The sequence below is a fragment of the Streptomyces sp. NPDC051286 genome, assembly GCF_044455345.1.
GTDB lineage: Bacteria > Actinomycetota > Actinomycetes > Streptomycetales > Streptomycetaceae > Streptomyces.
Window position 1 is genome coordinate 152056 of the sequence record NZ_JBITER010000012.1, and the last position, 26796, is coordinate 178851.

Here is a 26796-nt window from a genome sequence, read left to right on the forward strand (position 1 = left end):
CGACCGGCGGCCCTGGAGTGATTCGGGCAGGAATTGGCCGCATGACGCTGCGCACCACCGGGCCGGCCATGCCCTCCCCCCAAGACCTCGGCGCCGGCAGCGGCGCAACCGGCGGATGACCGCCGCGCCGACGGACGGGTCGAACGAGGCGAACCTGCAAGCCCCGGAACCGTTACGGCACCAGGGTCGGCCCGGCGCAAGGCCCTGGCGCCCCACCGCCCGACCTACCCCTCGGCGACCGGCCGGTAGGTGCAGACGTGTACCCCCGTCCCGCTGGTGACCGCGTGGAGACCAGCTCCGGCGGGCGCAGCTCGCCGTCGCCGGGGAAGATCCTCCTACCGCCGCCGAGGATCACCGGCGTTTGGCGGGCTCCGCCCAGCGCTCGTGCGGCGCGGCGACGAACCACCTGAGAAGGGCGGCGCTCTCGACGATGTTCGAGCCGGCCTTGCTGAAGAGGGTGAAGAACTTTTCGTTCCCCCGCTGCATCCGTAGGCCCATGGGGAAATCGACCCGGGTCGACGGTATCGCCGTACGCGGCGCGCCGCCGCTTCGCGAGGAGGTTGTCCGTCCACAGCGGACGACAAAAGGGAAAGGGGGAGTACCCACTCCTTTCCACTCTCAACGTATAGCGCACCGGGGGGCTTGCGGCAAGACCCGGGTCGTGCCGCAAAATCGCCGACCGAAGCCAGAACTTGAGGAAATGGGAGTCGCGAAGTGCGTGTGCTGTTGTCAACGTATGGGTCGCGCGGGGACGTCGAACCGATGGTGGGACTCGCAGTGCGGTTGCGGGCACTCGGCGCGGAGGTGCGGGTGTGCGCGCCGCCGGACGAGGAGTTCGCGGAGCTGCTGGCCGGTGTCGGCGTGCCGCTGGTGCCGGCCGGCCAGTCGGCACGCGCGCTGATGACTGCGGCGGCGCCGCCGTCATCCCTGCCCCGGCGTGCGGCCGAGTTGATCGCCAGCCAGTTCGACGCGGTCACCGCGGCGGCCGAGGGATGCGATGTGTTGGTGGCGACCGGCGCGCTGCCGGCCACGGCCGGCGCGCGATCGGTGGCAGAGAAACTGGGCATCCGCTCCGTGTCCGTGACCTTCCAGCAGCTCACCCTGCCGTCGCCGCACCACCCGCCGCTGGCGTATCCGGGCCGGCCGTTCCCGCCGGAGGTGACCGACAACCGGGTGCTGTGGGACCTGGACGCCCAGAGCATCAACGCGCTGTTCGGTGAGGCGCTCAACACGAACCGGGCGTCGATCGGCCTGCCACCGGTGGACGACGTCCGCGACTACGTCATCGGCGACCAGCCGTGGCTGGCGACGGACCCGGTCCTGGACCCGTGGCAGGAGACGCCGGGCCTCGACGTCGTACAGACCGGCGCGTGGATCCTGCCGGACGAACGCCCGCTCCCGGCCGAGCTGGTGGCGTTCCTGGACGCCGGAACACCACCGGTGTACGTGGGTTTCGGCAGCATGCCCATGCGCGACTCGACGGACATCGCCCGGGCGGCCGTCGAGGCGATCCGCGCGCAGGGCCGCCGCGCACTGATCGGGCGCGGCTGGGCCGACCTGGCCCTGATCGACGGCCAGGACGACTGCTTCACCGTCGGCGAGATCAACCAGCAGGCACTGTTCGGCCGGGTGGCCGCCGTCGTACACCACGGCGGCGCGGGCACCACGACGACGGCCACCCGGGCCGGCGCGCCCCAGGTGGTGGTACCCCAGATGGTGGACCAGCCGTACTGGGCCGGCCGGGTGGCAGACCTGGGCATCGGCGCGGCACACGACGGTCCGACTCCGACCTTCGAATCCCTGTCGGCCGCGCTCCAGACGGCCCTGACCCCCGAGACCCGCGCACGAGCGACGGCTGTGGCCGGCACGATCCGCACCGACGGGACAACGGTGGCCGCGAAGCTGCTGCTCGACTCGGTCAGCCGAGAAAGGCCGCCCATGTCCGCGTGAACCGCACCGGATCATCGAGCGAGGACCCAGACACGAGAACCTGCACGCCCTGGCGACCTGAACCGACAACGGCCACGGGGCCCACGTCAGGCGGAGCGTTGCTCGTCATGGCCACCAGGTTCGTCACGCCGGACCAGACCCTTTGCCGCGCGCAATGGTCGCAAGCGACCTCAAATCGGAGCTGATGAGTGAACCCCCTGACCACCAGCGCGTTCGACCTTCCCGACCGCCTCTCCCCCAAGGCCGATCCGACGCTGATCGCCGGCGATGAGCAGCACTTCGCAGCCATCGCGGAGTGCCTCGAGCAGTCGATCGCCGAGCTGACCGACCGCCTCGAAGCCGAGCGCAAGGCACCCGGCGGCATCGGCCGGCAGGCAATGGACCGGGACACAGAGGTCTACCGGCTGACCGCTCGCCTGCGCGCACTGCGCCGCTTCGGCTTGGACCTGTGCCTCGGACACATGGTCAGCGCAGACGACCCCGAGCCCGTGTACGTCGGACGACTCGGCCTTACGGACAGCGCGGGCCGTCGGCTGCTGCTCGACTGGCGCTCCCCCGCGGTCGAGCCGTTCTTCGGAGCCACCCACGCCAACCCGATGGGGCTGGCAAGCCGCCGCAGGTATCGCTGGACCCGCGGCCGGATCAGCGACTACTGGGACGAGGTGTTCACCTCGGACGGGTTTGCCGGGCACGCCGCGCTCGACGACCAGTCCGCCTTCGTCGCCAGCCTGGGCAGCAACCGGTCGACACGGATGCGAGACGTGCTCGGCACCATCCAGGCCGACCAGGACGCCATCATCCGCGCGGGATCCCGCGGGGCTCTCGTCGTCGACGGCGGTCCGGGTACGGGGAAGACCGTCGTCGCTCTGCACCGCTCCGCCTACCTCCTCTACTCCGACCCTCGCCTCGGTCACCGCCGGGGCGGCGTGCTGTTCGTCGGTCCGCACCAGCCCTACCTGGGCTATGTCGCCGACGTCCTCCCCAGCCTCGGAGAGGAGGGCGTGCAGACCTGCACCCTGCGGGATCTCGTGGCCGAGGGAGCCGCGGCAGCGATCGAGGCCGACCCGGACGTGGCCCTCCTGAAGTCGTCCGCGAACCTGGTGAAGGCGATCGAGACGGCCGTCAGGTTCTACGAGGAGCCGCCCACCAAGGCGATGACGATCACGACCCACTGGTCCGACATCCGGCTGGACGCCGACGATTGGGCCGTGGCGTTCGAAGCGGCAGAACCCGGCACTCCGCACAACGAGGCGCGCGACCAGATCTGGGAGGAGCTGCTCACGATCCTGGTGGACAAGCACGACGGCGACGTCTCGGCCGACCTGCTCCGCAAGTCGCTGCTGCAGAACGGGGAGCTGCTCACGGCCTTCAACCGCGCGTGGCCGCTGCTCGAAGCGGCTGACCTCGTCGGAGACCTGTGGTCGGTACCCGCCTACCTGCGGAAGTGCGCTCCCTGGCTCAGCCCCGAGGACGTGTCGCAGCTTCAGCGCGGGGACGCCCAGGCCTGGACGGTGTCCGACCTGCCGCTTCTGGACGCAGCGCGGCAGCGGCTCGGCGACCCGGAGGCGTCGCGGCGTAAGCGTCGGCACAACGCCTCTGTCGCCGCCGAACGCGAGCACATGGCCAAGGTCGTCGACGCCCTGCTTGAGGCCGATGACGACGGTGAAGGTGCAGTGACGATGCTGCGGGGACAGGACATACAGAACACTCTGGTCGACGAGACCGCAGTGCCCGGCACCGAACCGGATCTGCTCGCCGGCCCGTTCGCGCACATCGTCGTGGACGAGGCTCAGGAACTGACTGACGCAGAGTGGCAGATGTTGCTGCTCCGGTGCCCGTCCCGGAGCTTCACCATCGTCGGGGATCGCGCCCAGGCCAGGCACGGGTTCACGGAGTCGTGGCAGGAACGGCTCGAGCGGATCGGGCTCGACCGGATCAACCTGGCCTCCCTGAGCATCAACTACCGGACGCCGGAAGAAATCATGGCGGAAGCCGAGCCGGTCATCCGGGCCGTGCTCCCGGACGCCAACGTGCCGACCTCCATCCGCAGCAGCGACGTCCCCGTCGTACACGGATCTGCTTCGGATCTGAGCTCGATCCTCGACACCTGGCTCGCCGCACATGCCGACGGGATCGCCTGCGTCATCGGCGATCCCACATTCCGGACGACGTCCCGCGTCCGGTCGCTGACCCCGGAGCTGTCGAAGGGGCTCGAGTTCGACCTGGTCGTCCTCGTCGACCCAGAGGCGTTCGGTAAGGGCATCGAAGGAGCGGTCGACCGCTATGTCGCGATGACCCGAGCCACCCAGCAACTCGTCATCCTCACGAGCTCCTGACGTCGGGCGGGCGGACGCCTGCTGCCGGCCGAGCTGGTGGCGTTCCTGGACGCCGGCGTACACGCGGGTGTACCAACTGCGGGCGCTCCGATGTCGTCCAGCAGGGTGGCGACGGTTTGCGACAGCGGCTGCGAGGACGCCCGGGCAAGGTAACAGCGCCGCCCAACGCTCACCTACGCAAAACGAAGAGGGAGGCGGCCACCTCGAAGGGTGAACCGCCTCACCAACTACCGCAAGGCGCAGGCGCGTTGCCTACGGACCTACTTTCCGGCCCACTTACCGCTCGTGGCGATCGACTTCAGCTGCTGCATGGTCAGCGCGGGCGTCTGCCGTGTGGCCTTCGCGTTCTGGGACCCGGAGTTGAACGCGGACACCACGACCCGGAGGCCGTCCGTACGGATGGTGTCGGCGGTCCACATCACCACGCCCGCGCCGCCCTTCTCGCCCGGGCCCTGACGCGTGACGACCTTCGTCCCGTCCGACAGCACCTCCGCACCGGACCCGAACAGCTCCCCCTCCACGTCCGACATGCTCGGCTGCACGTTGATCTGCACCAGGCTCGCGCCCTTGCCGTCATTCACGACGACGTACGCGTATCCGTCGTCACCACGCTCGGAGGCTGCCTTCGCGGACACGGGCAGCAACGACTTGAGCTTTCTCAGGATCGCCTGGCCGTCCTGCCTCTGCGCCGGCGGCTGCTGTACCGGCTCCGGGGCCGCCTTTCCCAGAGCGTTCATCACGGGCCGCCACTCGTCGGAGATGACGAGTCCCTTCAACTGCCCAACAGTGAGCGGGGGCTCGGGCCGTGAAACGGCGGCGTCCTTCTCTGCGGGCGCGTTCCACTCGCTGGCATCGACCGTGTATCCATCGGAGGTCACGAGATAGGCGTGCCACCACTTGGTGTCCACGCGCTTGTCAGGGTATTCGTACCCGCGCAACACCATCAGGCGCGAACCGTCGGCAAGCGTCTCATTCCGGCAGGAGTCGTACAGCACGAAGGTCTTGTCGGGGCATTCGAGCTGCTGCTCCGCCCCCGTGCTGTCCGGGTCGATGGCGCCGACGCTCACGCCGATCGCAGCTTTGCCCTCGCCATCGTCGAAGACGAGGTGCGCTGATGGCCCGAACCGGTCGGCCGTACCGCGCCCGGTCTGCCCGCTGACCTTACCCTCCGGCAGCAGCCCCTCCAACCTCTCGATCACCTGCTGCGCCGAGAACTGCGGCCCCTTGCCGGGCGCCGACTTCGTCGAAGGACCGGTCTCCTGCACCTTCGGCTGCGCAGCCACGCCCGTCCCGCCCTGCCCCGAGCCGCCGCCGAACGCCCCTGTGGTGTACGACGCTCCGAACCCCACGGCGGCGAGCGCCGCGACGCTGCCGGTCACGGCCGCGACCCGCCTGCGCCGCAACCCCCGCCGGCCGCGCACGACGCCGCCGTCCACCAGCGGGCGCCCCTCCACGGAGAAGACCTCTCCGGTGCGGCGTAGCGCGTCACCGAGCCCGCCTTCGAACGTGTCCAGGTCCTCCTGCGTTCCAGACATGCCTCACCACCGCCATTTCTCGTAATAGTCAGTCGGACTGATCAGTGCGCGGCGAACTCTCCGATGCTGCCGCCCAGTTGCACCCTCAGCCGGGCGAGTGCACGGGTGCTGCGGGTGCGTACGGCTGCGGAGCTGACGTTGAGGACGTCCGCAGTCTCCGTGACGGACCGGTCCTCCCAGTACCGCAGCACGACCACCGCCCGGTCCTTCGCCGGCAGCTTCCGCAGCGCGTCCAGGAGCATGAGCCGCAGCGAGGCGTCACCCTGCGCGGCCGTCTCCGAGATCTCGGGAATCTCGTCGCTCGGCCGCTCTCCCGCCGAACGCCGCCGCGCGTGCGCCAGAAAGACACGCACAAGGACGGTCTGCGCGTACGCCGCCGGATTGCCGAGCTTCGACGACCGGCCCCACACCACATACATCCGCCCGACCGTCTCCTGCACCAGATCCTCGGCGAGATAGGTGTCGCCGCTGGTCAACAGGCACGCCGAACGGAAGAGATGCCCCATGCGGGCCGCCGCGAACTCCCGGAAGGCGCTCTCCTGGGACCGTCTCATCCGCCGCTCTCCCCTTGCCTCGTCGCCTACACCATTTAGATGCGGTGGGGGCGGCGGGATGTTTCACCCGAGTTGCTTCCTCTCTCCGCGAGGCGCGGGACGGAGCTCCGGACGCGGATCTCCGTCCTGGTGCGCGGGGGCGGGGAGCGTGGCAGGAACGGGATGACCCTGTGTCGGAGAATTGCTCCGCCAGACCGCCGGCCGGGGGGCTAATCCGCGGTCTGGTCCTGGGTCTCGGCCTGATTCTTGAGGTTGTTGATCCAGTTGTGGAGGGAGTTGTCGAGGGCGGCCTGCAGGGCGGCCTGGTTGGCGACGACCGGCGCTCCGGTCCACGACTCCTCGGTGTGGACGAGGACGCCGTCGCGGGTCGGGGTGAAGGTCCACACGTGGATCGCGGTGATGCCCTGGGCGGGTCCGCCCCAGGCCAAGCGCTTGCCGTGGTCGGTCTGCTTGACGGTGGAGGTGATGTCCAGTCCCTCGGTGCTCCACCGGAAGACGGAGCCGGGGCGCAGGCGTCCTGGGGTGTCCTTGACGACTGTCTCGACATGGGGCTGCCAGGTGGGCCACTTCTCGACTTCGGTCTGGATCTTCCAGATGGTGTGCAGGGGGGCGTGGATGAGGATGCTCTTGCGGGTGATGACCGGCGCGCTCTCGTCGATCTGCACGTCACCGGTGTGCGCGGCATGGATGGTGCCGGCGGTGGCGGGCTTTTCGTCGGTGACGGCGTAGGCGGTGCCGGAGACGGCGATGAGGAGTGCGCTGGTAGTGGCGGCGAACTTCGCCAGGGTCGACATACGCATGATGCTTGGCCTTTCAGGGAGCGGATGGTCTCGTGCGAGGGCCGGGCCGGGGGAGCTGAGTCCAGCCCCCCGGCCCGGAGGCGGGTTCAGCTCCTGGATGCGTCGGCGTCGGGGATCCAGGAGCCGTGGATGCCGCCGGTGACCCGGCGCGGGAGGTGGACTGTGGCGATCCGGTCGAGGCTGGAGGCGTCCAGGACCAGGAGCTGGGAAGCGTCCTGCTTGAGGTCGGAGACGACGGTGAGCAGGTAGCCGTCGTCCTCGCGGGTGGCGCCGGCGGCGGGTACGAACACGGCCTCGCTGGGCAGGCGGGCGTCGCCGGCCTGGTGGATGCGACGGGCGCCGGTGGTGCGGTCGTACTTGACGACGCCGTAGCCGCCGTAGCCGTTCTGGTCGGGGAAGGAGACCGCGTACTGGTAGCGGTTCTCGGTTCCGAGGAAGTCCTCGTTGAGGGTGGGGAATTCGACGGCGAGGTCGTCGATGATCTGCTCGTCGACGCGGCCGACAGCCAGATCGATGACCCAGCGGCGATTGTAGGAACGGGCGTTGGGCTCCGTTCCGCGGCCGGGGGCGCCGACCCACCAGTTCCAGGAGAGCTGGAAGCCTTCCCGGTCCACGGTCGGGCCTTCCAGAACGATGCGGCCCTGGGCATCCTCGTAGGCGTTGCCGGTGTGCAGCATATTGCCCGGCTCGATGGGGAACCAGCGGATCTTCTCGGCGCCCTGCGGGCCACGAGGCATCACGCCGATCCGGGCGGGCTGCGCGTCGTTCCAGCCGTAGGGGATGCCGGAGTGCTCGGTCGGATCGAAGGTGACCGTGCCCTCGACGAAGACGATGTGGTTGCGGGTGAGGGCGAAGTCGTGCTTGAGGGAGGCGGTCGCGCCGGGCACCTCGACGCTCTGCGTGATTCGGCCCTTGGCGTCGGCCACGTAGTACATCAGGTACGGAGGGAAGGGCGAGGAGCCGAAGAAGTGCAGCTCCCCGGTGACTGGGTCGGTCTTGGGGTGTGCCGTCATCGCGCTGAGCAGCTTGCCGTCGAAGTCGTAGGCGCCGACGGTGTCCAGGTCCGGGGTGAGCTCGAAGGGGAAGTTCGCCTCGCACAGGGCGAGCAGGCGTCCGGCGTGCTCGATGACGTGGGTGCCGGCGGTGCTGGCGGTCAGGTCCGGGCCGTGCTCGGTCATGTAGGGGGCGCCGTTCAGGGCGGGGGTGTGCACCCAGCGGTTGCGGTACCACTCGGCGCGGCCGTCCCGCAGGCGGATGCCGTGGACCATTCCGCTGCCCTTGAACCAGTGGGTGGGAGTGACGCCGGGCTTGGGGTTGTGGCTGTTGCGGATCAGTCGGCCGGTCAGCTCGGTCGGCAGGGCGCCCTCGACGGTCAGGCCGGTGGCGGTGATCTCGTCGACGGCCGGGGTGTAGTGGCCGACGAGGAAGGGCTTCTCGGTGGTGGTCATGGGTGGAACCTCGTTTCCGTGAAGGGTGTCGTGGCGCGGATGGCTGGGGTGGCGGGGGGTCAGGCGGTCTGCTCGGCGCGGGCCTTGAGGGCGGCGAGCCAGGTGGTCAGGGAGGCGTTCAGGGCTTGGCCGAGTTCGTCGGTGGCGGCCTCGACGGGGGCGCCGCTCCAGGACTCCTCGGTGTGGACGGTGACCTGGTCGCCGGACCGCTCGAAGGTCCACACGTGGACGCCGTCGATGCCGTTCGCCGGGCCGCCCCAGACCAGGCGCTCGCAGGGGACGAGCTCGCGGATGGTGGAGGTGATGTCCAGGCCGTGGGTCTTCCAGTGGAAGGAGTTGCCGGGCAGCAGCGGGCCGTCGAGCTGGGCCTGGTCGATGTCCGTGTTCCAGGAGGCCCAGGAGTCGATGTCGGTGTGCAGGGTCCAGACCCGCTCCAGCGGGGCGTCGATCACGGTGGACAGGCGGACGATGACCGGTGCGGTCGCGTCGATGGTGAACATGTCGGTGATTCCCTTCGGTTGGTGTGCGGTCCGGCGTGTTGCGATCGAGAGGAGCAGGGCGAGGGCGGCGGCGGCCGCGAGAACGGCGGCGGAGACACCGAACGCGGTGCGGTAGCCGGCGGTGAGCGCTTCCAGGTGCGGCTGGCGGCCGGCGGAGTGGGCGGTGGTGGTGCCGGCGAGGGTGGCAAGGACCGCGAGGCCGATCGCGCCGCCGACCTGCCGGGTGGTGTTGACCAGGCCGCCGGCCAGCCCGGAGTCCTGGCTGGGGACGCCCTCGACGGCCAGGCCGGTGAGCTGGACGAAGGCGATGCTCAGGCCCAGGCCGATGAGGACGCTGGGGCCGAGGACGTCGGCGGCGAAGCTGCCGTGGGCGCTGATCCGGGACAGCCACAGCAGTCCGGCGGCCTCGGTCAGCAGTGCGCCGGTGACGGTCGCGGTGGAGCCGATGCGGCGGGAGATCCTCGGCGCCAGCGTGGAGCCGAGCATGTTGGCGAAGGCCAGCGGGAGCTGGCCGAGGCCGGTGACCAGCGGGCTCAGCCCGAGAACCTGCTGCTGGTAGAGAGGGAGGAAGAAGAACAGGGCGATCCACACCGAGCCGAGCAGCGCCATCAGGAGGTTGCCGGCGGCGACCCGTCCCGTACGGAACAGGCGGGGCGGCAGCAGCGGGTTCGGGTGGCGGCGCTCGACCAGGACGAACGCGGTGAGCAGGACGGCCGTGACGGCGAAGGCCGACAGGACCGTGGTGTCGGTCCAGCCCGAGCGGCGGGCCGACGTCAGTCCCCACACCAGGGCGGTGAGCGCGAGGGTGACGGTGACGGTGCCCGGTGTGTCGAACCGTCCGCCCTCGGTGACCCGCGTCTTCGGCACGGTCGCGGCAGCGGCGGCCAGGACCGCGAACGCGCCGATCGCCACCGCGTAGAAGATCCACGGCCAGCCCCACGCCTGGGTCAGGGCGCCACCGAGGAGGACTCCGGCCGCGCCTCCCGCGCCGGACACGGCCCCCCACACCCCCAGGGCCCGGCCTCGGCCGGCGCCGGGCGGAAACAGTCCCATCACCAGGGCCAGCGCCGCGGGGGCGATCGCCGCGGCGCCCAGTCCCTGGACCACGCGGGCCGCGATCAGCACGGCGGACGAGGTGGCCAGGCCCGCCGTCAGCGAGGAGAGACCGAACACCGCGAGTCCCGCCAGGAGCGTTCGGCGGTGCCCCAGCAGGTCCGCCGCCCGGCCTCCCGCCAGCAGCAACGCCCCGAAGGCAAGGCCGTAGGCGTTGACCACCCAGGTGGTGCCGCTGTCCGACAGGTCCGCACCGGCGCGGATCTGGGGCAGGGCCACGTTCACGATCGAGGTGGCCAGCATGACGGTGAACTGCGCCCCGGCGAGGGCCGCGAGCGTGGCACCAGGGCTGTGGCGGGCGCCGGTGGAATTCATAACACGCTCCCTGTGTGGTCAACCACTCACATTTGATGTCCAAGAGAGGGCGGGGCCAGTGCCCCGCCCGTGAGCTCGGTCGTGCGGTCGTGCGGTCGCGTGGGCGTCAGTAGTGCCGGACGCCGGCCGTCAGGGTCCGGGTCCAGGGGGCGTCCACCTCGTCGGCCCCCATGGAAACGATCAGATGGCACAGCATGCCCCGCGCGAAGAACTCCTGGACCTGCGCCTCCGTCCCGCCAGAGGCGCCACGTACGTACTCCACCAGCCGGGCGTACCCCTGTCGGACCACCTCGCGCACGGCCGGCTCGGACACCGCCGCCGCCTGGGCGTGGAGCTGGATCAGCATCAGGTCGTTGTCGCTGATCAGCTGGGCGTACGCGTCCCCCATAGCCCCCAGGACCGCCTCCGCCGAGCTGCCCGTCGCATCGGCCGCGGCCCGCTCCAGGCTGGCCCTCACCCGTACGAAGCAGTGCTCGACCACCGCCGTGAACAGCAGTTCCTTGTTCGGGAACAGGCGGTAGACGTACGCCTGTGAGATGCCGGCCGCCTTCGCCACCTCGGTGGTGGTGGTGCCCCAGTAGCCCCGGGCGGCGAAGGCGCCGATCGCGGTGCGCAGCACCGTCTCTCGGCGCTCCTCGGCAGTGGACAGCTGGCGGGGGCGTTCGCTCTTCATGTGAGTACTTAATCACTCATGCTTTTCTTCGTCAACCCGTTACCCGGCGGTTCGACCGGGGCAGTGGTCCACGGGGCCACACGCAGGGCTCTGGGCGATGCTGAATGAGCCGGGCGGCATCCCCCAAGGCGAGGCCGTCGAAGTCGACTTGGCGGAGCTCGTCGAGCAGGGTGGAGTCGAACAGCCAGCCCCGCCGGTAAGCCCGACAAGAAGCGCACGTTCTCCAGTTCCGCGGCAGCCGGTTCGCTCCACACCTCGTACCGCCACCCCCGCACTCCAACAACGCGCCCCGTCCAGTCGAAGGTGAAGGCAACCTTCTGGTCGGTCAACCGCTCGCGCGGTTTGACGTCCACGACCACTGGCAGTCCCTCGCCCGTGATCAGCAGGTAGTCCGGGACATGCCTGCAAGGCCCGCCATCGACCGTCGCCTCCAGCAGGAACGGCTGCGCGGCGATGAACTGCACGAGAAGCTGTGGCCTGCGCTTTCTCTAGCTGTCTCACGCCGTGTCGGGCGGCTTCAGTCTCACCAGCCGTGTCATTTCCTCACGGCCTCGGCCGACCGGCCGACGTACGGAGCACAGGCATGGGCTTTCGCCCAACTCGTTATCAGTGGCGTGTGTGACAGTCGGGCGGTGATCAACAGTGAACGCGGCCTCCTGGAAGGCCTGCACAAGGTGGATTGGGCCGAGCTGGGCCACGCCTACGGGAGAGCGCAGGACGTCCCCGAACAGCTCACCGCATTGTGCAGTCATGACGAGGCCGCCCGTGAGGGTGCCTTGAGGTCCTTGTTCGGCAACATCTTTCACCAGGGCACCCGATACTCCGCGTCACCGTACGCGGTGCCCTTCCTGGCCCGAATCGCCCTGGCCGGCCCCCACACAGTCCGCGACGGGGTGCTGTCGCTGCTGACCAGACTCGCGATCGACTGGCACGACGAATACGACCTTCCCCGCGGCATCGACATCAAGGCCTGGCGCGCGGCGGCCGCTGAACTGAGCATGGATGAGGCACTGGCCTGGTACGACGAGCAAATAGCCGCCGAGCCGGACGAGGAGAAGCGCAACAGGATCAGGGAGATCCGAGCGGAGTGGGCCGCTGGGCGGCTGATGGACTCCCGGGCGAGCGCCCTGCTCTCCTACGACGCGGTCCGCGCCGAACTGCCCGGCCTGCTCCCACTCCTCGACGATCCCGACCCCGCCATCCGGACCAAAACCGCCTACCTGTCGGCCTGGTTCCCCGAAGAAGCGGCCGCCATCCTGCCCCTTCTCCTCGACCGCCTCCGGGTCAAGGACTCAGTGACGGTGACCGCCACCGCCCTGGTGGCGGTCGGCCTGCTCGGCGACATCACTCTCACGTCACGGCTCAGCCCTCACCTGGACGCCACGGAGCCCTTGATCCGCTGGGCGGCGGCGACCGCTCTGGCCCGGATCGGCAGCACCAAGGGCGCCACCGGGCTCGGCACCGACCTGACTGAGCACGTGATCGCCGAACTCGCCGCGGCGGCGGTCGACACCCCGAAGCCGGACATCGACTACAACGAAGGCGACACCCCCGGTTACATCAGTCGCTCTCTTCTGTCGCTCTCCAACCACGACCGGGAATCCGTGCTCCGCGGCGTGGCCGACTGCCTGACAGCGATGCCCGGCAACCACAAGGGGTGGACAGCGAAGACCGCAATAGCTGTGGCCTTCGCCGAGCCCTTCCACAACGGCACCCCCCCGTTCGCCGAACTCACCGAGGGGCAACAACGCCTTCTCCAGGCATTGGTGAAGGCCGGGCCCTGGGGCGCGTACGGGAAGAAGTTCGAAGAGACCCTTCGAAGCCGGCAGATGCCCGACACCCGGGCGGCTCTGCGCGTCTACGTGGGCCTTCCGAACGATGGCCACGACGAGAGGACGGAATGCATCTGGGGTTGAACGTTAATGGTGGCGACCTGTGTCCTGTCGCAGTGCATCTGCTCGGCCCTCCACAATGGGTGGCTCGGGCCGTCGGGCCTCTGACCTGGGCTGTCTCACAGCTGATGTCCCGTCTCATTAGATCTTGCAGAGGCGGGGCCGTTGACCAGCGGGGTGACAGGCTGAACCGCGACTTGCTGGGGACATGGCAAGGCGCCGCGACAGACCTGCGGACGGTGCCGATGGCGCGTCTCATTGATCATGGCGAGAGCGATGCCACCTGAGCAGGGCCTTGTCAGGATGGCGAGACACCTGACGCCCGGTTTCGCACTGAAGATGGCAGTTTCCTAGCCAGAGGCCGCAGCAGCGGACGCGCTCAGGAAGGATGTCGCCGCTGACGATCCTGAAGCTGCCGACGGGCGGTCGACCAAACGATCTCGAACTCATCGGCCGACAACCACGGCGGTTCGTGCCCCTCCCACTCAGAGATAGGCGGTTCCGCGGTCAGACCGTAGACACTCTCGTATTCAGCCAACCGACCGGCACTTTGGGCTTCTTGCCACTCGGCGAGCGAGGCAGCAGCCAAAGCCTTGCTTCCGGGCTCCTGGAACTCGACTTGCCGGATCACGTAGCCATCGGTGTCCAGCTCGAAGGAGAACCAAACAGCCTCCTCGTCCCAGAAGCAGCGAACCCAGCGCGTCACTGGTTCACCGCGTCGAAGGGCTCGTCGTGCCAGCGCCAGCCGGCGGTACCGTCGTCGTGGATGTGCAGCATGAACTCAGCGACCGGGCTGCCGTCGGGAAACGTCAGGGCGAGCGCACTGCGGATCTGGGTGTAGCAGGCGTCGGCCCGCTCCCAGTCCTCCTCGTCGACAGCCCGCTCTTGCTCAGTAAAGAGGGGACGAAAGTCTTCAAAGCCAGGAAGTGTCTCGACTTCGGCGTGAGTCCAGGGCATATCGGCGCCGGTCACGGTCAGCCGGGCAATCTCCTGGTCGCTGTGGTGGAGCCGCCAGATACTGCCGGTGGTCAGGTTCGGGTTGGCCATATCCCCATGATGGCGATCACCACGGACAGGCAGCGAGGGCGATCACCGCATCTGGATTGAGACATGCCACCTGCAATGAGACAAGAGCCGCCCCAAAGCGGACACCGTCTCACGCAAACCTGTCCCCGGCCCTCGCACGCAAGCCCGGCGCGCAGATCAATGCGACAAGCCGCGGTTGCGACGGGATATCTGACCTGGGCTTTCTCACAGCTGATGTCGTATCCGACAGCAATCCGACATCCGCCGTGAGATTCCGACACGAAACTTGAGATCCTCCAACATGTCAGTACTAGGAGGGTGCTGAAGATCTTGGCCGGATCAGCGAGCGGCGTCTGGTGCGTGCGGCTACAAGGCGCCGAAGCGGCCTCATAGCGGAGCTATCAGGCCGTTCTGGCAACGCCGCAGATGTGCGTGCAAGGCGTCGGGAGCCCGGCCAAGATCTTCAGTGCCCTCCTAGGTCTGCGCCATGTCCACGAAGCGTGAGTAGTGGCCCTGGAATGCCACGGTGATCGTCGCCGTCGGCCCGTTACGGTGCTTGGCCACCATCAGGTCCGCCTCGCCCGCCCGCGGGGACTCCTTCTCGTACGCATCCTCGCGGTGCAGCAGGATCACCATGTCGGCGTCCTGCTCGATGGAGCCGGATTCACGGAGGTCGGAGACCATCGGCTTCTTGTCCGTCCGCTGCTCCGGACCACGGTTCAGCTGGGACAGCGCGATGACCGGGAGCTCCAGCTCCTTGGCCAGCAACTTAAGGTTTCGAGACATGTCCGAGACCTCCTGCTGACGGCTCTCGGCACGCTTGGAGCCACCGGACTGCATCAGCTGCAGATAGTCGATGATCACCAGCTTGATGTCGTTCCGCTGTTTCAGCCGACGGCACTTCGCCCGGATCTCCATCATCGACAGGTTCGGCGAATCGTCGATGTAGAGCGGCGCGGCCGAGACGTCCGGCATCCGGCGGGCCAGCCGCGTCCAGTCCTCGTCGGTCATCGTGCCGGAACGCATGTGGTGCAGAGCCACCCGCGCCTCGGCGGACAACAGTCGCATCGCAATTTCGTTGCGGCCCATTTCGAGGGAGAAGATCACGCTCGGGAGGTTGTTCTTGATCGACGCGGCCCGCGCGAAGTCCAGGGCCAGCGTGGACTTACCCATGGCCGGACGCGCCGCAATGACGATCATCTGACCCGGGTGCAGCCCGTTGGTCAGGGCGTCGAAGTCGGTGAAGCCGGTCGGTACGCCCGTCATCTCGCCGGAGCGCGAACCGATCGCCTCGATCTCGTCGAGCGCGCCCTCCATGATGTCGCCCAGCGGCAAATAGTCCTCGCTGGTGCGCTGCTCCGTGACGGCATAGATCTCGGCCTGTGCCGAGTTGACGATCTCGTCGACGTCACCGTCGGCCGCATATCCCATCTGCGTGATCTTCGTGCCCGCCTCGACAAGCCGTCGCAGGACCGCTCGCTCGTGGACGATCTCCGCGTAGTACGAGGCGTTGGCCGCCGTAGGCACGGACTGGACGAGGGTGTGCAGATAGGGGGCGCCGCCCACCTTGGTGATCGCGCCGCGCTTGACCAGCTCGGCCGCGACCGTGATCGGGTCGGCGGGCTCGCCCTTGGCATAGAGGTCGAGGATCGCCTGGAAAACGGTCTCGTGGGCGGGGCGGTAGAAGTCGTGCCCCTTGATGATTTCCACGACGTCGGCAATGGCGTCCTTGGACAGGAGCATGCCGCCGAGGACCGACTGCTCGGCGTCGAGGTCCTGAGGGGGCACGCGCTCGAATCCGGGCGAGCCGCCGTCCCAGCCGCCGCTCTCCCTGCCGCGGTCGTGCTGCTCACCGCGGTCCCGGCCTTCGCCGCGACGCTGGCGGGTAACGGGCAGACGGTCACCGGGACCGGTGTCGGCCCAGGGGTCGTCCAAAGGCTCGGGAATGCTCACCGTGCCACCTCCTCCCGTCCGCTCCGCGGACCTTCGCCGTGCCACTCTTTCTTACGGCACAGCACCGACAACAAGACGCTCGACTCCGGTTCCGGCACGTCGAGTTCTGCGGGATTCCAGGGCTGAAACAGGGTGTGGGCGCCGGTCCACGGTAGGCCTCGCCGCACCGTCAGCCAATCTGGTTATCCACAGGGCATGTGGACGACGGACCAGATGCTGTGGAGAACCCCGCAGAACCTGTGCACGGAGCAGGGGACAGCACTGTGGACAAACTCATAACGTCGCCCCGACCACAGCCCTGACCTGGGATTTCTCCATCCACGGCCTGTGGGGGAGAAAAACTTTCCGAGCCAGCACAAAATCACGGCAAACCGCACACAGGAGAACACTCAGCGCCAGTAAATGTAAGGACTGATATGACATTGCATCTGTTACCTGTGGAAGATTAGATTGGCCCCCATGCCCCAGGCCACCGCGACCTCATATTCCAACCGTCGACGGCACGATCGTGAGATCGTCGCACTCGCCGTCCCCGCCTTCGGCGCCCTCGTCGCCGAGCCGCTCTTCGTCATGGTCGACAGCGCCATCGTCGGCCATCTCGGCACACCGCAACTGGCCGGCCTGGGCGTCGCCGCGGCTCTGCTGACCACTGCCGTGAGCATTTTCGTCTTCCTCGCCTACGCCACCACGGCAGCGGTCGCGCGACGCGTAGGTGCGGGCGATCTCGCCTCCGCAATACGGCAGGGCATGGACGGCATCTGGCTGGCACTGCTCCTCGGTATCGCTGTCATCGCCGTGGCCCTGCCCTCAGCCCCCTGGTTCGTCGATGTCTTCGGCGCCTCCGACACCGCCGCGCCGTACGCCACCACCTATCTACGGATCTCCAGCCTCGGCATCCCCGCCATGCTCATCGTCATGGCCGCTACCGGCGTGCTCCGCGGCCTGCAGGACACCAAAACCCCGCTGTATGTCGCCATCGGCGGTTTCGCGGCCAACGGAGCCCTCAACGCGGGGCTTGTCTACGGCGCCGGTCTCGGTATCGCCGGATCGGCCTGGGGCACCGTGATCGCCCAGGTCGGCATGGCCTCGGCCTATCTGGTCGTGGTGGTGCGGGGAGCACGCCGGCACGGCGCGTCGTTGCGCCCCGACACGGCAGGGATCAGGGCCAGTGCCCAGGCAGGCGTCCCCCTGCTGGTTCGTACGCTGTCGCTCCGTGCCGTCCTGATGATCGCCACCGCCGTTGCTGCACGCCTGGGCGACACCGATATCGCCGCCCACCAGATCATCCTCTCCCTGTGGAGCCTGATGGCCTTCGCTCTCGACGCCATTGCGATCGCTGGGCAAGCCATCATCGGCCGCTACCTGGGAGCCAATGACACCGAGGGCGCACGCGAGGCATGCCGCCGAATGGTGCAGTGGGGCATTGCCTCAGGTGTGATGCTCGGGGCTCTGATCGTGCTCGCGCGTCCCTTGTTCATCCCCTTGTTCACCGGCGACCAGGACGTGCAGAGCACCCTGCTCCCCGCATTGCTGGTGGTGGCCGTGTGCCAGCCGATCGCCGGTGTGGTCTTCGTGCTGGACGGCGTGCTGATGGGCGCCGGAGACGGTCGGTACCTCGCCTGGGCCATGCTGATCACCCTGGCCGTCTTCGCCCCGGTCGCCCTGCTCGTGCCCACCTACGGCGGGGGCCTGAATGCTCTGTGGTGGGCAATGGCACTGATGATGACGGTCCGCATGGTGACGCTCTGGCTGCGCACGCGCTCAGGTAAGTGGATCGTCACCGGAGCCACCCGCTGAGCATCGGCCGTCGACCCTGTTTCACGTGAAACGACAAAGGGCCGCACCCCGTGGGGTGCGGCCCTTCAGTTGCTCTGGTGAGCTATGCCCTTAGGCAGCAACGACCTCGATGCCGAGCTTCGCCGCAACCTCGGGGTGCAGACGCACGGACACCTGGTGACCGCCGAGCGTCTTGATCGGAGAGCCGAGCTCGACGCGACGCTTGTCGACGTCCGGGCCACCGGCAGCCTTGATCGCCGAAGCGATGTCGGCCGGGGTGACGGAGCCGAAGAGACGGCCGGCGTCGCCGGAGCGAACAGCCAGACGAACCTTCACGGCCTCAAGCTTGGCCTTGACCTCGTTGGCCTGCTCGATCGTCGCGATCTCGTGGATCTTGCGGGCGCGGCGGATCTGCGCCACGTCCTTCTCGCCACCCTTGGTCCAGCGGATGGCAAAGCCACGCGGGACCAGGTAGTTACGGGCGTACCCGTCCTTGACTTCGACGACGTCGCCGGCAGCGCCGAGGCCGGAGACCTCGTGGGTGAGGATGATCTTCATTATTCGGTCACCCTTCCCTTATCGCGCGGTGGACGTGTAGGGCAGCAGCGCCATCTCACGGCTGTTCTTGACGGCCGTGGCGACGTCACGCTGGTGCTGCGTGCAGTTGCCGGTTACGCGGCGGGCACGGATCTTGCCGCGGTCGGAAATGAACTTCCGCAGCATGTTCGTGTCCTTGTAGTCCACGTACTGGGTCTTGTCCTTGCAGAAAGCGCAGACCTTCTTCTTAGGCTTGCGCACAGGCGGCTTCGCCATGGTGTTTCTCCTGTGTGATCAAGAAGTGGGGGTACGAGCTGCCCTAGAAGGGAGGCTCGTCCGAGTAGCCGCCGCCGGAGCCGCCGGAGCTTCCGCCCCAACCGCCTCCGCCGCCCTGCTGGCCCCCGGCCGGCGTGCCGGTGGCCCACGGGTCGTCAGCGGGAGCACCGCCGCCGCCCTGCTGGCCGCCGCCACCGGGACCGCCGCCCCAGTTGCCGCCGCCCTGCTGGCCACCGCCGTAACCACCCTGGCCGCCCTGGCCACCGCGACCGGTGGTCTTGGTGACCTTGGCCGTGGCGTTCTTGAGGCTGGGGCCGACTTCCTCGACATCCAGCTCATAGACCGTGCGCTTCACGCCTTCGCGGTCTTCGTACGACCGCTGCTTCAGCCGGCCCTGCACGACAACGCGCATGCCTCGCTGGAGCGACTCGGCGACGTTCTCCGCCGCCTGCCGCCAGACCGAGCAGGTGAGGAACAGGCCTTCGCCGTCCTTCCACTCATTGGTCTGCCGGTCGAAGATGCGGGGAGTGGACGCGACGCGGAACTTCGCGACCGCTGCACCGGACGGGGTGAAGCGCAGCTCGGGGTCGTCGACGAGATTGCCGACGACCGTGATGACGGTCTCGCCTGCCATGGGTGAACCTCTCGGCGGGGATTGCTTCTGGCTGCTTGCTGCTACTCGAACCCGATGACCGCTGAGCTAGATGCTCAGTGGATCTCGGGACGGAGGACCTTGGTCCGGAGGACCGACTCGTTCAGGTTCATCTGGCGGTCGAGCTCCTTGACGACCGCAGGCTCGGCCTGCAGGTCGATGACCGAGTAGATGCCCTCGGGCTTCTTCTTGATCTCGTAAGCGAGACGACGACGGCCCCAGGTGTCGACCTTCTCAACCTTTCCATTGCCCTCACGGACGACGGAGAGGAAGTTCTCGATCAGCGGGGAGACAGCGCGCTCCTCGAGATCGGGGTCGAGGATGACCATCACCTCGTAGTGACGCATGTGGAACCCACCTCCTTTGGACTCAGCGGCCACGGTCGTTCCGTGGCAGGAGGGTCGTGATGCGTAAGCAACAGTGTCTCCGAGTAAAACAGCCGCCACTGACAACGCCCCCTTCCGAGGAGGGCTGCCGTGCTGGCCTGGGCAGACACCGCCGCAGACCGTACAGAGTACCCGCAGACCGGCTTCCGGTTGAAATCCAGTGCTCAGGAGACGCAATCTGTACACATCGGGTGTGAGCGACGCCACGATGCGCCGCCTTTTCGGCCAGGAGGTACTCCATGGCACAGACAATGCGAACCCGCCCTCCCGTTTCCCTTCTCGCCACGGACGGCAGACCCCATCCGCTCCAGGACACTCTGGTGGCGGTAACCGTGGCCCTCGGTCTTATCGCCTTCGTGACGGCGATGTTCCACAGCCTGCATCTGCTCAGCTCATGGGCCGGGCTCATCGGGATCCTCACAGGTGCATACGGGCAGTACATCTCGGTGACCACCCGCGAGAGGTTCCCGCTGATCCTCGGTATAGGCGCGTCCGCCGTCGGGTTCTACCTGGGAATGGCCCACGGCGGTCTCTTCGGCGGCCTATAGCCGCGCCTGTCCCGAACGCCTCCGGTCGCCGGTCCCGGCAAGTCCACCCGCACCCTCTCAGGGGGTCGTCCAGGCCCTCCAGGGGCGGACAGCCGGGACCCACCTGGCCGACAAGGTCCGACAGGGCCAGACGACGCGCTCCCCGGTCGCAGTAGGCTTCGGCGCGAGAGCCGGAGCCCCTGACCGATGGGGACACACCTGCCGAGGAGCGCCCCGCATGAGCCTGACCCTGAGGACCATCAGCCGAGAGCAGCATCTGGCATACATCCAGAGTCTGCCGTCGGCCAGTCACTGCCAGGTCCCGGCGTGGGCGGATGTGAAGACCGAATGGCGTTCGGAGAACCTTGGCTGGTTCGACAAGAGCGGCGAGATCGTGGGCGCCGCCCTGGTGCTGTACCGCCAACTCCCGAAGATCAAGCGGTATCTCGCATACCTCCCCGAGGGGCCGGTCATCAACTGGTACGCGCCGAACCTCGACGAGTGGCTGCAGCCGATGCTCGCGCATCTCAAGCAGCAGGGCGCCTTCTCGGTGAAGATGGGCCCGCCGGTCGTCATCCGCCGCTGGGATGCAGCCGCCATCAAGTCCGGCATCCAGGACCCCGACGTGAAGCGGCTGCGCGACGTCGAGGCCACGCACATCGAGCCGCGCGCTTTCGAAGTCTCGGACCGGCTGCGGAAGATGGGCTGGCAGCAGGGCGAGGACGGCGGCGCCGGCTTCGGTGACGTGCAGCCGCGCTACGTCTTCCAGGTGCCGCTGGCGAACCGCTCGCTCGAAGACGTCCTCAAGGGCTTCAACCAGCTGTGGCGGCGCAACATCAAGAAGGCTGAGAAGGCCGGCGTCGAGGTGGTCCAGGGCGGTTACGAGGACCTCGCCGAATGGCAGCGGCTGTACGAAATCACCGCTGTGCGCGACCGCTTCAGGCCGCGTCCCCTCTCCTACTTCCAGCGCATGTGGACTGTCCTCAACTCCGAGGACCCGAATCGCATGCGACTGTATTTCGCGCGCCACAACGGGGTGAACCTCTCCGCGGCGACGATGCTCGTCGTCGGTGGGCACGTCTGGTACTCGTACGGCGCGTCCGACAACATCGGACGCGAGGTGCGGCCTTCGAACGCCATGCAGTGGCGGATGCTGCGCGATTCCTACGCGATGGGCGCCACCGTCTACGACCTGCGCGGCATCAGCGACTCGCTCGACGAGACCGATCACCTCTTCGGCCTGATCCAGTTCAAGGTCGGCACCGGCGGCGAAGCCGTCGAGTACGTCGGCGAGTGGGACTTCCCGCTCAACAAGCTGCTGCACAAGGCGCTGGACATGTATATGTCGCGCCGCTGACGAAACCGGCATCACCCGTTTCAATGAGCGCTTCAGCAGGCCCGCCGGCAAGCAGGCCGACAGGCTCAGACACTTCGACAAGCTCCACATACCTCTGATACACCGCAGCCACCAGAAAGGTTCCGGACCGGCCATGGCGCTCTCCCTCTATGTCGACACCGCGCGCTGGCGGGCGCACCAGAAATCCGTCCTCGATCAGTTCCCCGGGCTTGTCCCGGTCTGCAAGGGCAACGGATACGGCTTCGGTCACGAGCGACTCGCAGACGAGGCGACCCGCTTCGGCTCCGACACTCTCGCCGTCGGCACCACCTACGAGGCAGCCCGCATAAAGGACTGGTTCAGCGGCGATCTGCTGGTCCTCACCCCGTTCCGGCGGGGTGAGGAGCCCGTGCCGCTGCCCGACCGCGTCATCCGGTCGGTCTCCTCCGTGGATGGCGTGCACGCGCTGGTGGGCGCCCGGGTCGTCATCGAGTGCATGAGCTCGATGAAGCGTCACGGCGTCAAGGAGGAGGAGCTGGGGCAGCTGCACGCCGCCATCGAGGACGTACGTCTCGAAGGCTTCGCGCTGCACCTGCCGCTGGACCGCACCGACGGCTCGGACGCGGTCGAGGAAGTCATCGGCTGGATGGACCGCCTTCGCGCCGCCCGACTGCCGCTGCACACCATGTTCGTCAGCCATCTGCGCGCCGAGGAACAGGCCCGGCTGCAGCAGCAGTTCCCGCAGACCCGCTTCCGCGCCCGGATCGGCACACGACTGTGGCTCGGCGACCACGACGCGACGGAGTACCGGGGTGCCGTCCTCGACGTCACGCGCGTCGCCAAGGGGGACCGCTTCGGCTACCGCCAGCAGAAGGCCGCCTCCGACGGCTGGCTGGTGGTCGTCGCCGGCGGCACGTCGCACGGCGTGGGCCTGGAGGCCCCGAAGGCGCTGCACGGCGTGATGCCGCGCGCCAAAGGCGTCGCCCGCGCGGGCCTGGCCACTGTCAACCGCAATCTGTCGCCCTTCGTCTGGTCGGGCAAGCAGCGCTGGTTCGCCGAGCCGCCCCACATGCAGGTGTCGATCCTGTTCGTGCCCGCGGACGCACAGGAACCGAAGGTCGGCGACGAGCTGGTGGCCCATCTGCGCCACACGACCACCCAGTTCGACCGCCTCGTCGACCGCTAGTGCCGTGACCGGCCATGTGTGCCCCATGAGGAGCGCCGTCCAGTGCGTGCGATCGCCAGGCGGCCGGACGTCCTTGGATGGGGTCTCCCCTGCTCGAACGAAGCTGAGAGGGAGCTACCAGGGCTTTCGGCCAACGCGGCGAGCGGGCGTGCTGGGCGGCGCGAGGGGCAAAGCCTGCCGGGAGGGGCACTAAACACCAAGCCAAACGGCACCACGACCGGCCCCCACGACCGATGGGAACCGGGCCTCGCCAAGGGTTTCGCGCCCTTGGCGAGGCCCTGTTCAGTCCGCGGCCGGCCCATGTGCCCCTGTTCGCTCGGTGACCGGCCCGTGCGCCGCACCCCACTCCACCCGCGGCCCCTCGACCGCGGGTGCCGGGTACCTCGGCGAATGCGCCGCCGCATGCCCCAGCACGAAGACGTCCTTGGCACCGTCGAACACCCCGCCCGACGGATCGTCCGAACCGTCCCTGCGTACGACGTCCCGCTCCGGCATCAGAATGTCCCGTACGACGACGGCGCAGAGGTAGAGCGTGCCCAGCAGGTGCAGGGCGATCGCCACCTGATAGCCCTCGGTCGGCAGCCCCTGGTGCTTGTCACCGCTGGTCGTGTACGCGAGGTACATCCAGATCCCGAGGAAGTACAGGACCTCGCACGCCTGCCAGATCAGGAAGTCCCGCCACCGCGGCCTGGCCAGCGCGGCAAGGGGGATCAGCCACAGCACGTACTGCGGCGAGTAGACCTTGTTGGTGAGAATGAACGCCGCGACGACAAGAAGGGCCAGCTGCGCGAAGCGGGGCCGGCGCGGAGCCATCAATGTCAGCACCAGGATGCATACACAGAAGAAGAGCATCAACAGCGTCGATGCGGTGTTCACCGTGTCGACCGGGATGGAAATGCCGGTCCGCTGCGAGATGATCAGCCAGAACGAGCCGAAGTCGAGCGGCCGGTCGTGGCTGAACGTGTAGAACTTCTTCCATCCCTCGGGCGCGAACACCATCACCGGCAGGTTCACCACCAGCCATGATGCGGCCGCGCCGAGTGTCGCCACGAAGAACTCCCGCCATTTGCCGGCCCTCCAGCAGAGCACGAAGACTGGCCCCAGCAGGAGTACGGGGTAGAGCTTCGCGGCTGTGGCGAGGCCAATGAGGATGCCAAAGGCAAGCGTCCGCTGCCGGGACCACATGAGCATGGCCGCGGCCGTCAGCGCGACGGCCAGCAGGTCCCAGTTGATCGTCGCGGTGAGCGCGAAGGCCGGCGCGAGAGCGACCATCAGTCCGTCCCACGGACGGCGCCGGTGCGTACGGGCGACACACACCGCCATGACCGCGGTGCAGATCATCAGCATGCCCGCGTTGACCATCCAGTACATCTGCTCGCGGTACTGGATGGAGCCGCCGGGCGTCAGCCAGGCCGCGACCTGCATGAACACCCCGGTCAGGACGGGGTACTCCAGGTACTGCATGGTGTCGCTCAGCCGGTCGAAGTACGGTACGAGACCGTCCGCGAAACCACGTCCGACGAAAAGATGCGGAATGTCGGAGTAGCACGCATGCGTGTACTGCGAGCTGGCGCCCCTGAACCACGCCCAGTTGTAACAGGGCACTTTCTGCACCATGCCGAGCGCGAACATGCCGATCGCCACCAGGGCAACGACACGCACAGGCGTGAGGGGGCCGGAGCCGAGTCGCGCCCAGAGCCCCGACCGCCCGCCGATCAGCTCGCTGCCGGCCGCGGCGACCTCGTCCTGGTGCGTGGGCCGAACGACGGCCCGTTCCTGATGCACGCTCGTGTGTTCTGCGCTTGGCATGCCGCACATCCTGCCGTACGGGACTGTGGAAACGGCGAGGGCCGCCGCACCGAGTGGTGCGGCGGCCTCCTTGACCACGCGTGGTCGGCCAAGGTTCCAGCTTCGGACCACGACGCGGTGCGGGCACACTCGAAGAATCGCCCGTACGGGAACTAACGACGGATCTCCGGCGCAGGACGCTAGCAGCAACTCATAGATTCACGTCGGGCCGGTAGACCGTGACTTGGTTCAACCTGAGCTCCGATGCGTTCGTGACGGGCACCGACGACACCTTCACGATGCCCTGACCAGCGGCCATACCTGATCACTCGGACTGAATCAGCCCTGAACGCCAGCCCCAGATCGTCTGCGGCTACTTCGGCGGCCCCCACGCCCGCTACACCCCCGAAGAGAACCATTTGAGCTTCTGATCAATGATTGCCGGATGTAATTTTCTGGGCAGCGGCAACTTTCGACAAGTGAAGGTTATGAAGTCTTTCCAGTATTTTTGATTGCTTGACGATCATTCCCCTTTGGATGCTCGATTCAATAGAGAACCAGACGTTTAGCAAGTTTGTTTCCTTTTTGCATCCCATATCCGCCTTGGCTGTCTTTATCTCGCCAGCGGACAGCCTTTTCTCGAAAAACTTCGAGTCACCCAGAGCGGCCATCGGGCTGGAGTAATCAAAGCCATGGATCTTCATGCAAGAGGACCATTCACTGACAGCAGTCTGGACTCGCGCGTCATTGGCGGATTCCTGGTAACTGCGGTACGCGATATCGCTTGCCACTTGGGCAGCGTTTTTGTCCTCATGTCCTGACGCCAGTGAGCGTGCGGCCGTCCGCCAGCAACCTCCCGCCGGAACTTCCGTTCCGTGGTAGGTGATTTTTTTAGTTTTAGCGGTCCCGCCCGACACCCCGAGAAGTACGGAGGCTTCATCTACACCAAGATCCTGTGCCGGATTGTACGCAGGGAGATTCGGTGGTAGGTGGTAGCCATATCGATCCGCGTCAGCAGCGCTCGACAGACCGTACCTCCGGTCGGAACCCGACGTCTGTCGAGGCGCTGGCGGAACTCGATACTCAATTCCAAATTTCCGCATGCACCGCTCTGTCAATAGATTCTCAGCGGCGTTAATTTCGGCAATCTGCAAGTCGGAGTAGGAATACTTCGCGATGGGAAGTCTGAACGTATAGCCCACCGAAGCGTTGGATTCCACTGAATTGGTCGCACTCATGGATGGCCTGGGTTTGACCGTACTGGCCTCAGGGAAACTGGGCTCGGCGGTGCAGCTGGCAAGGGCTGCGAAGGTGAGTGTATACGCCGCAGGCGTCCAGAATCTGTGCAGCCTAATCGCGGCATTGTGATTTTTCACCCGTGAACCACTCCAGTACTTACCCGCAAAATATTTCAATGCACGGATAACCATGCCTACGCTAAAATTGCGTAGGCATGGCTGCGGCAACCCCGTTAGAACTGGTAGCACTTAGAATTGCTGTAGCCGAGCTTGAAGGACGCGTTATTATTGTAAGTATTGTGCAGTCGGTCTGCGATTCCGAACCATGAAATGGTGTCGCAAGATCCGCCATAATTACTGTTGTAGAAAATAGTGGCAGGGTTGGGTGAATCATTCAACGCGGAAGCCGCATTATTCTTAAGCGCCTGCCCCTGCCCGGCACCTGAGGTCAAGAACTTGTAAGGCGCCAGGTCTGGAACATCAGTGCCCCAGAAGTAGATGCGCGAGCCCGCTGTGTTGCTGTTGTAAGTGAAGGCAAGGCAATTGGGGCCACAATAGTTTCCTGAAGCCGCTGCCGCATTAGAAGCCGTCGCAACTGCAGCGGCAGCTATGAGCGGCAGGGATACTGCCACAGCTGCACACTTACGAATGAAACCCATGAATAACCTCCAGTTTCACAATCTTGGGAATTGATCCTACCGATCAACTTCCAAGGCTGCAACGGGTCTCCCCAATCGGCGGCAAATCAAGGCAGCAAAATAGGATTTAATAATACATTCCCCCACGAGGTATCGGTTCCCGGGGTGACTGTAAAGTCCTGGTGAATACGTGAACATGCAGGTCATGGCGGTATGACGATGTCTGGCCAGCCCGGCCCAAACGCATCGAAGTTCCGGGTTTTGGCGGGGGCCGGTGAAGGGGGCGGCGTCCAACGGGACGTCGGTGTGGCGGGCGGGTTGCCCCGCCGGGCGGTTGCAGTCGCCCCCCCCGGAGCCGGGT

At 67.1% G+C, this 26796-nt stretch carries 24 protein-coding genes and 1 pseudogene; 7 read left to right on the plus strand and 18 right to left on the minus strand.

Annotated elements, in window-relative coordinates; translation table 11 throughout:
* Positions 1-224: 224 nt before the first annotated feature.
* A pseudogene (locus ACIBB8_RS15365) lies at positions 225-358 on the minus strand (dihydrofolate reductase); the annotation flags it as partial.
* A complete protein-coding gene (locus ACIBB8_RS15370; RefSeq protein ID WP_398952270.1) occupies positions 352-486 on the minus strand; it encodes a hypothetical protein in 135 nt (44 codons plus the stop codon). The pseudogene ACIBB8_RS15365 and the gene ACIBB8_RS15370, both read right to left, overlap by 7 nt.
* A gap of 228 nt (positions 487-714) precedes the next feature.
* Between ACIBB8_RS15370 and ACIBB8_RS15375 the strand changes: the two genes are divergently transcribed.
* Positions 715-1950, plus strand: a complete 1236-nt coding sequence (locus ACIBB8_RS15375; protein WP_398952200.1) for a glycosyltransferase — start codon at positions 715-717, stop codon at positions 1948-1950.
* A 188-nt stretch (positions 1951-2138) separates the two neighbouring features.
* Positions 2139-4286, plus strand: a complete 2148-nt coding sequence (gene helR, locus ACIBB8_RS15380; protein WP_398952202.1) for an RNA polymerase recycling motor ATPase HelR — start codon at positions 2139-2141, stop codon at positions 4284-4286.
* Positions 4287-4546: 260 nt separating this feature from the next.
* On the opposite strand, the gene ACIBB8_RS15385 is transcribed toward helR, so the two are convergent.
* From ACIBB8_RS15385 to ACIBB8_RS15410, 6 genes are all read right to left on the minus strand, one after another.
* The gene (locus ACIBB8_RS15385) at positions 4547-5821 is read right to left on the minus strand and encodes a hypothetical protein (RefSeq protein WP_398952204.1); all 1275 of its coding nucleotides are present in this window, start codon (positions 5819-5821) and stop codon (positions 4547-4549) included.
* Between the two features lie 41 nt (positions 5822-5862).
* Positions 5863-6375 carry a SigE family RNA polymerase sigma factor gene (locus ACIBB8_RS15390; protein WP_398952206.1) on the minus strand — a complete coding sequence of 171 codons (513 nt, stop codon included), beginning with the start codon at positions 6373-6375 and terminating at the stop codon, positions 5863-5865.
* Positions 6376-6584: 209 nt separating this feature from the next.
* On the minus strand, positions 6585-7175 hold the full coding sequence (locus ACIBB8_RS15395; protein ID WP_398952208.1) for an SRPBCC family protein: 591 nt from the start codon (positions 7173-7175) through the stop codon (positions 6585-6587).
* A gap of 86 nt (positions 7176-7261) precedes the next feature.
* Positions 7262-8623 (minus strand): carotenoid oxygenase family protein, encoded by a 1362-nt coding sequence (locus ACIBB8_RS15400; protein WP_398952210.1) that lies wholly within the window; start codon positions 8621-8623, stop codon positions 7262-7264.
* 59 nt (positions 8624-8682) lie between these two features.
* Positions 8683-10551 carry a DHA2 family efflux MFS transporter permease subunit gene (locus ACIBB8_RS15405; RefSeq protein WP_398952212.1) on the minus strand — a complete coding sequence of 623 codons (1869 nt, stop codon included), beginning with the start codon at positions 10549-10551 and terminating at the stop codon, positions 8683-8685.
* A 106-nt stretch (positions 10552-10657) separates the two neighbouring features.
* Positions 10658-11224, minus strand: coding sequence for a TetR/AcrR family transcriptional regulator (locus ACIBB8_RS15410; RefSeq protein WP_398952214.1), 567 nt, complete (start codon positions 11222-11224; stop codon positions 10658-10660).
* Positions 11225-11856: 632 nt separating this feature from the next.
* Between ACIBB8_RS15410 and ACIBB8_RS15415 the strand changes: the two genes are divergently transcribed.
* Positions 11857-13140, plus strand: a complete 1284-nt coding sequence (locus tag ACIBB8_RS15415) for a HEAT repeat domain-containing protein (RefSeq protein WP_398952216.1) — start codon at positions 11857-11859, stop codon at positions 13138-13140.
* Between the two features lie 355 nt (positions 13141-13495).
* Here ACIBB8_RS15415 and ACIBB8_RS15420 read toward each other — a convergent pair whose 3' ends face one another.
* The 3 genes from ACIBB8_RS15420 to dnaB form a co-directional block, all read right to left on the minus strand.
* Positions 13496-13822 (minus strand): hypothetical protein, encoded by a 327-nt coding sequence (locus ACIBB8_RS15420; protein ID WP_398952218.1) that lies wholly within the window; start codon positions 13820-13822, stop codon positions 13496-13498.
* A complete protein-coding gene (locus ACIBB8_RS15425; protein ID WP_398952220.1) occupies positions 13819-14163 on the minus strand; it encodes a hypothetical protein in 345 nt (114 codons plus the stop codon). Before ACIBB8_RS15425 ends, ACIBB8_RS15420 begins: the two co-directional genes overlap by 4 nt.
* A gap of 453 nt (positions 14164-14616) precedes the next feature.
* Entirely contained in the window at positions 14617-16077 is a 1461-nt protein-coding gene (dnaB, locus tag ACIBB8_RS15430; protein WP_398952266.1) for a replicative DNA helicase, read from the minus strand.
* Between the two features lie 477 nt (positions 16078-16554).
* Between dnaB and ACIBB8_RS15435 the strand changes: the two genes are divergently transcribed.
* Entirely contained in the window at positions 16555-17892 is a 1338-nt protein-coding gene (locus ACIBB8_RS15435) for an MATE family efflux transporter (RefSeq protein WP_398952222.1), read from the plus strand.
* A gap of 90 nt (positions 17893-17982) precedes the next feature.
* Here the strand turns inward: ACIBB8_RS15435 and rplI are convergent, their stop codons facing one another.
* The 4 genes from rplI to rpsF form a co-directional block, all read right to left on the minus strand.
* Positions 17983-18429, minus strand: coding sequence for a 50S ribosomal protein L9 (rplI, locus tag ACIBB8_RS15440; RefSeq protein WP_358856630.1), 447 nt, complete (start codon positions 18427-18429; stop codon positions 17983-17985).
* Between the two features lie 18 nt (positions 18430-18447).
* The gene (rpsR, locus tag ACIBB8_RS15445) at positions 18448-18684 is read right to left on the minus strand and encodes a 30S ribosomal protein S18 (RefSeq protein WP_003967857.1); all 237 of its coding nucleotides are present in this window, start codon (positions 18682-18684) and stop codon (positions 18448-18450) included.
* Between the two features lie 43 nt (positions 18685-18727).
* Positions 18728-19318, minus strand: coding sequence for a single-stranded DNA-binding protein (locus tag ACIBB8_RS15450; RefSeq protein ID WP_398952225.1), 591 nt, complete (start codon positions 19316-19318; stop codon positions 18728-18730).
* 74 nt (positions 19319-19392) lie between these two features.
* Positions 19393-19683 carry a 30S ribosomal protein S6 gene (rpsF, locus tag ACIBB8_RS15455; protein ID WP_015609864.1) on the minus strand — a complete coding sequence of 97 codons (291 nt, stop codon included), beginning with the start codon at positions 19681-19683 and terminating at the stop codon, positions 19393-19395.
* 278 nt (positions 19684-19961) lie between these two features.
* On the opposite strand from rpsF, the gene ACIBB8_RS15460 reads away from it, so the two are divergent.
* The 3 genes from ACIBB8_RS15460 (at position 19962) to ACIBB8_RS15470 (ending at position 22771) form a co-directional block, all read left to right on the plus strand.
* A complete protein-coding gene (locus tag ACIBB8_RS15460) occupies positions 19962-20270 on the plus strand; it encodes a hypothetical protein (RefSeq protein ID WP_398952228.1) in 309 nt (102 codons plus the stop codon).
* Positions 20271-20487: 217 nt separating this feature from the next.
* A complete protein-coding gene (locus tag ACIBB8_RS15465; protein ID WP_398952230.1) occupies positions 20488-21606 on the plus strand; it encodes a lipid II:glycine glycyltransferase FemX in 1119 nt (372 codons plus the stop codon).
* Positions 21607-21739: 133 nt separating this feature from the next.
* Complete coding sequence (locus tag ACIBB8_RS15470) at positions 21740-22771, plus strand: alanine racemase (protein WP_398952232.1); 1032 nt, start codon at positions 21740-21742, stop codon at positions 22769-22771.
* A gap of 282 nt (positions 22772-23053) precedes the next feature.
* On the opposite strand, the gene ACIBB8_RS15475 is transcribed toward ACIBB8_RS15470, so the two are convergent.
* The 3 genes from ACIBB8_RS15475 to ACIBB8_RS15485 all read right to left on the minus strand — a co-directional run bounded on the left by ACIBB8_RS15475 (position 23054) and on the right by ACIBB8_RS15485 (position 26429).
* The gene (locus ACIBB8_RS15475; protein ID WP_398952234.1) at positions 23054-24580 is read right to left on the minus strand and encodes a glycosyltransferase family 87 protein; all 1527 of its coding nucleotides are present in this window, start codon (positions 24578-24580) and stop codon (positions 23054-23056) included.
* A gap of 410 nt (positions 24581-24990) precedes the next feature.
* Positions 24991-25989, minus strand: coding sequence for a hypothetical protein (locus ACIBB8_RS15480; protein WP_366693280.1), 999 nt, complete (start codon positions 25987-25989; stop codon positions 24991-24993).
* 41 nt (positions 25990-26030) lie between these two features.
* Entirely contained in the window at positions 26031-26429 is a 399-nt protein-coding gene (locus ACIBB8_RS15485) for a peptidase inhibitor family I36 protein (RefSeq protein ID WP_398952236.1), read from the minus strand.
* Between the last annotated feature and the right edge of the window lie 367 nt (positions 26430-26796).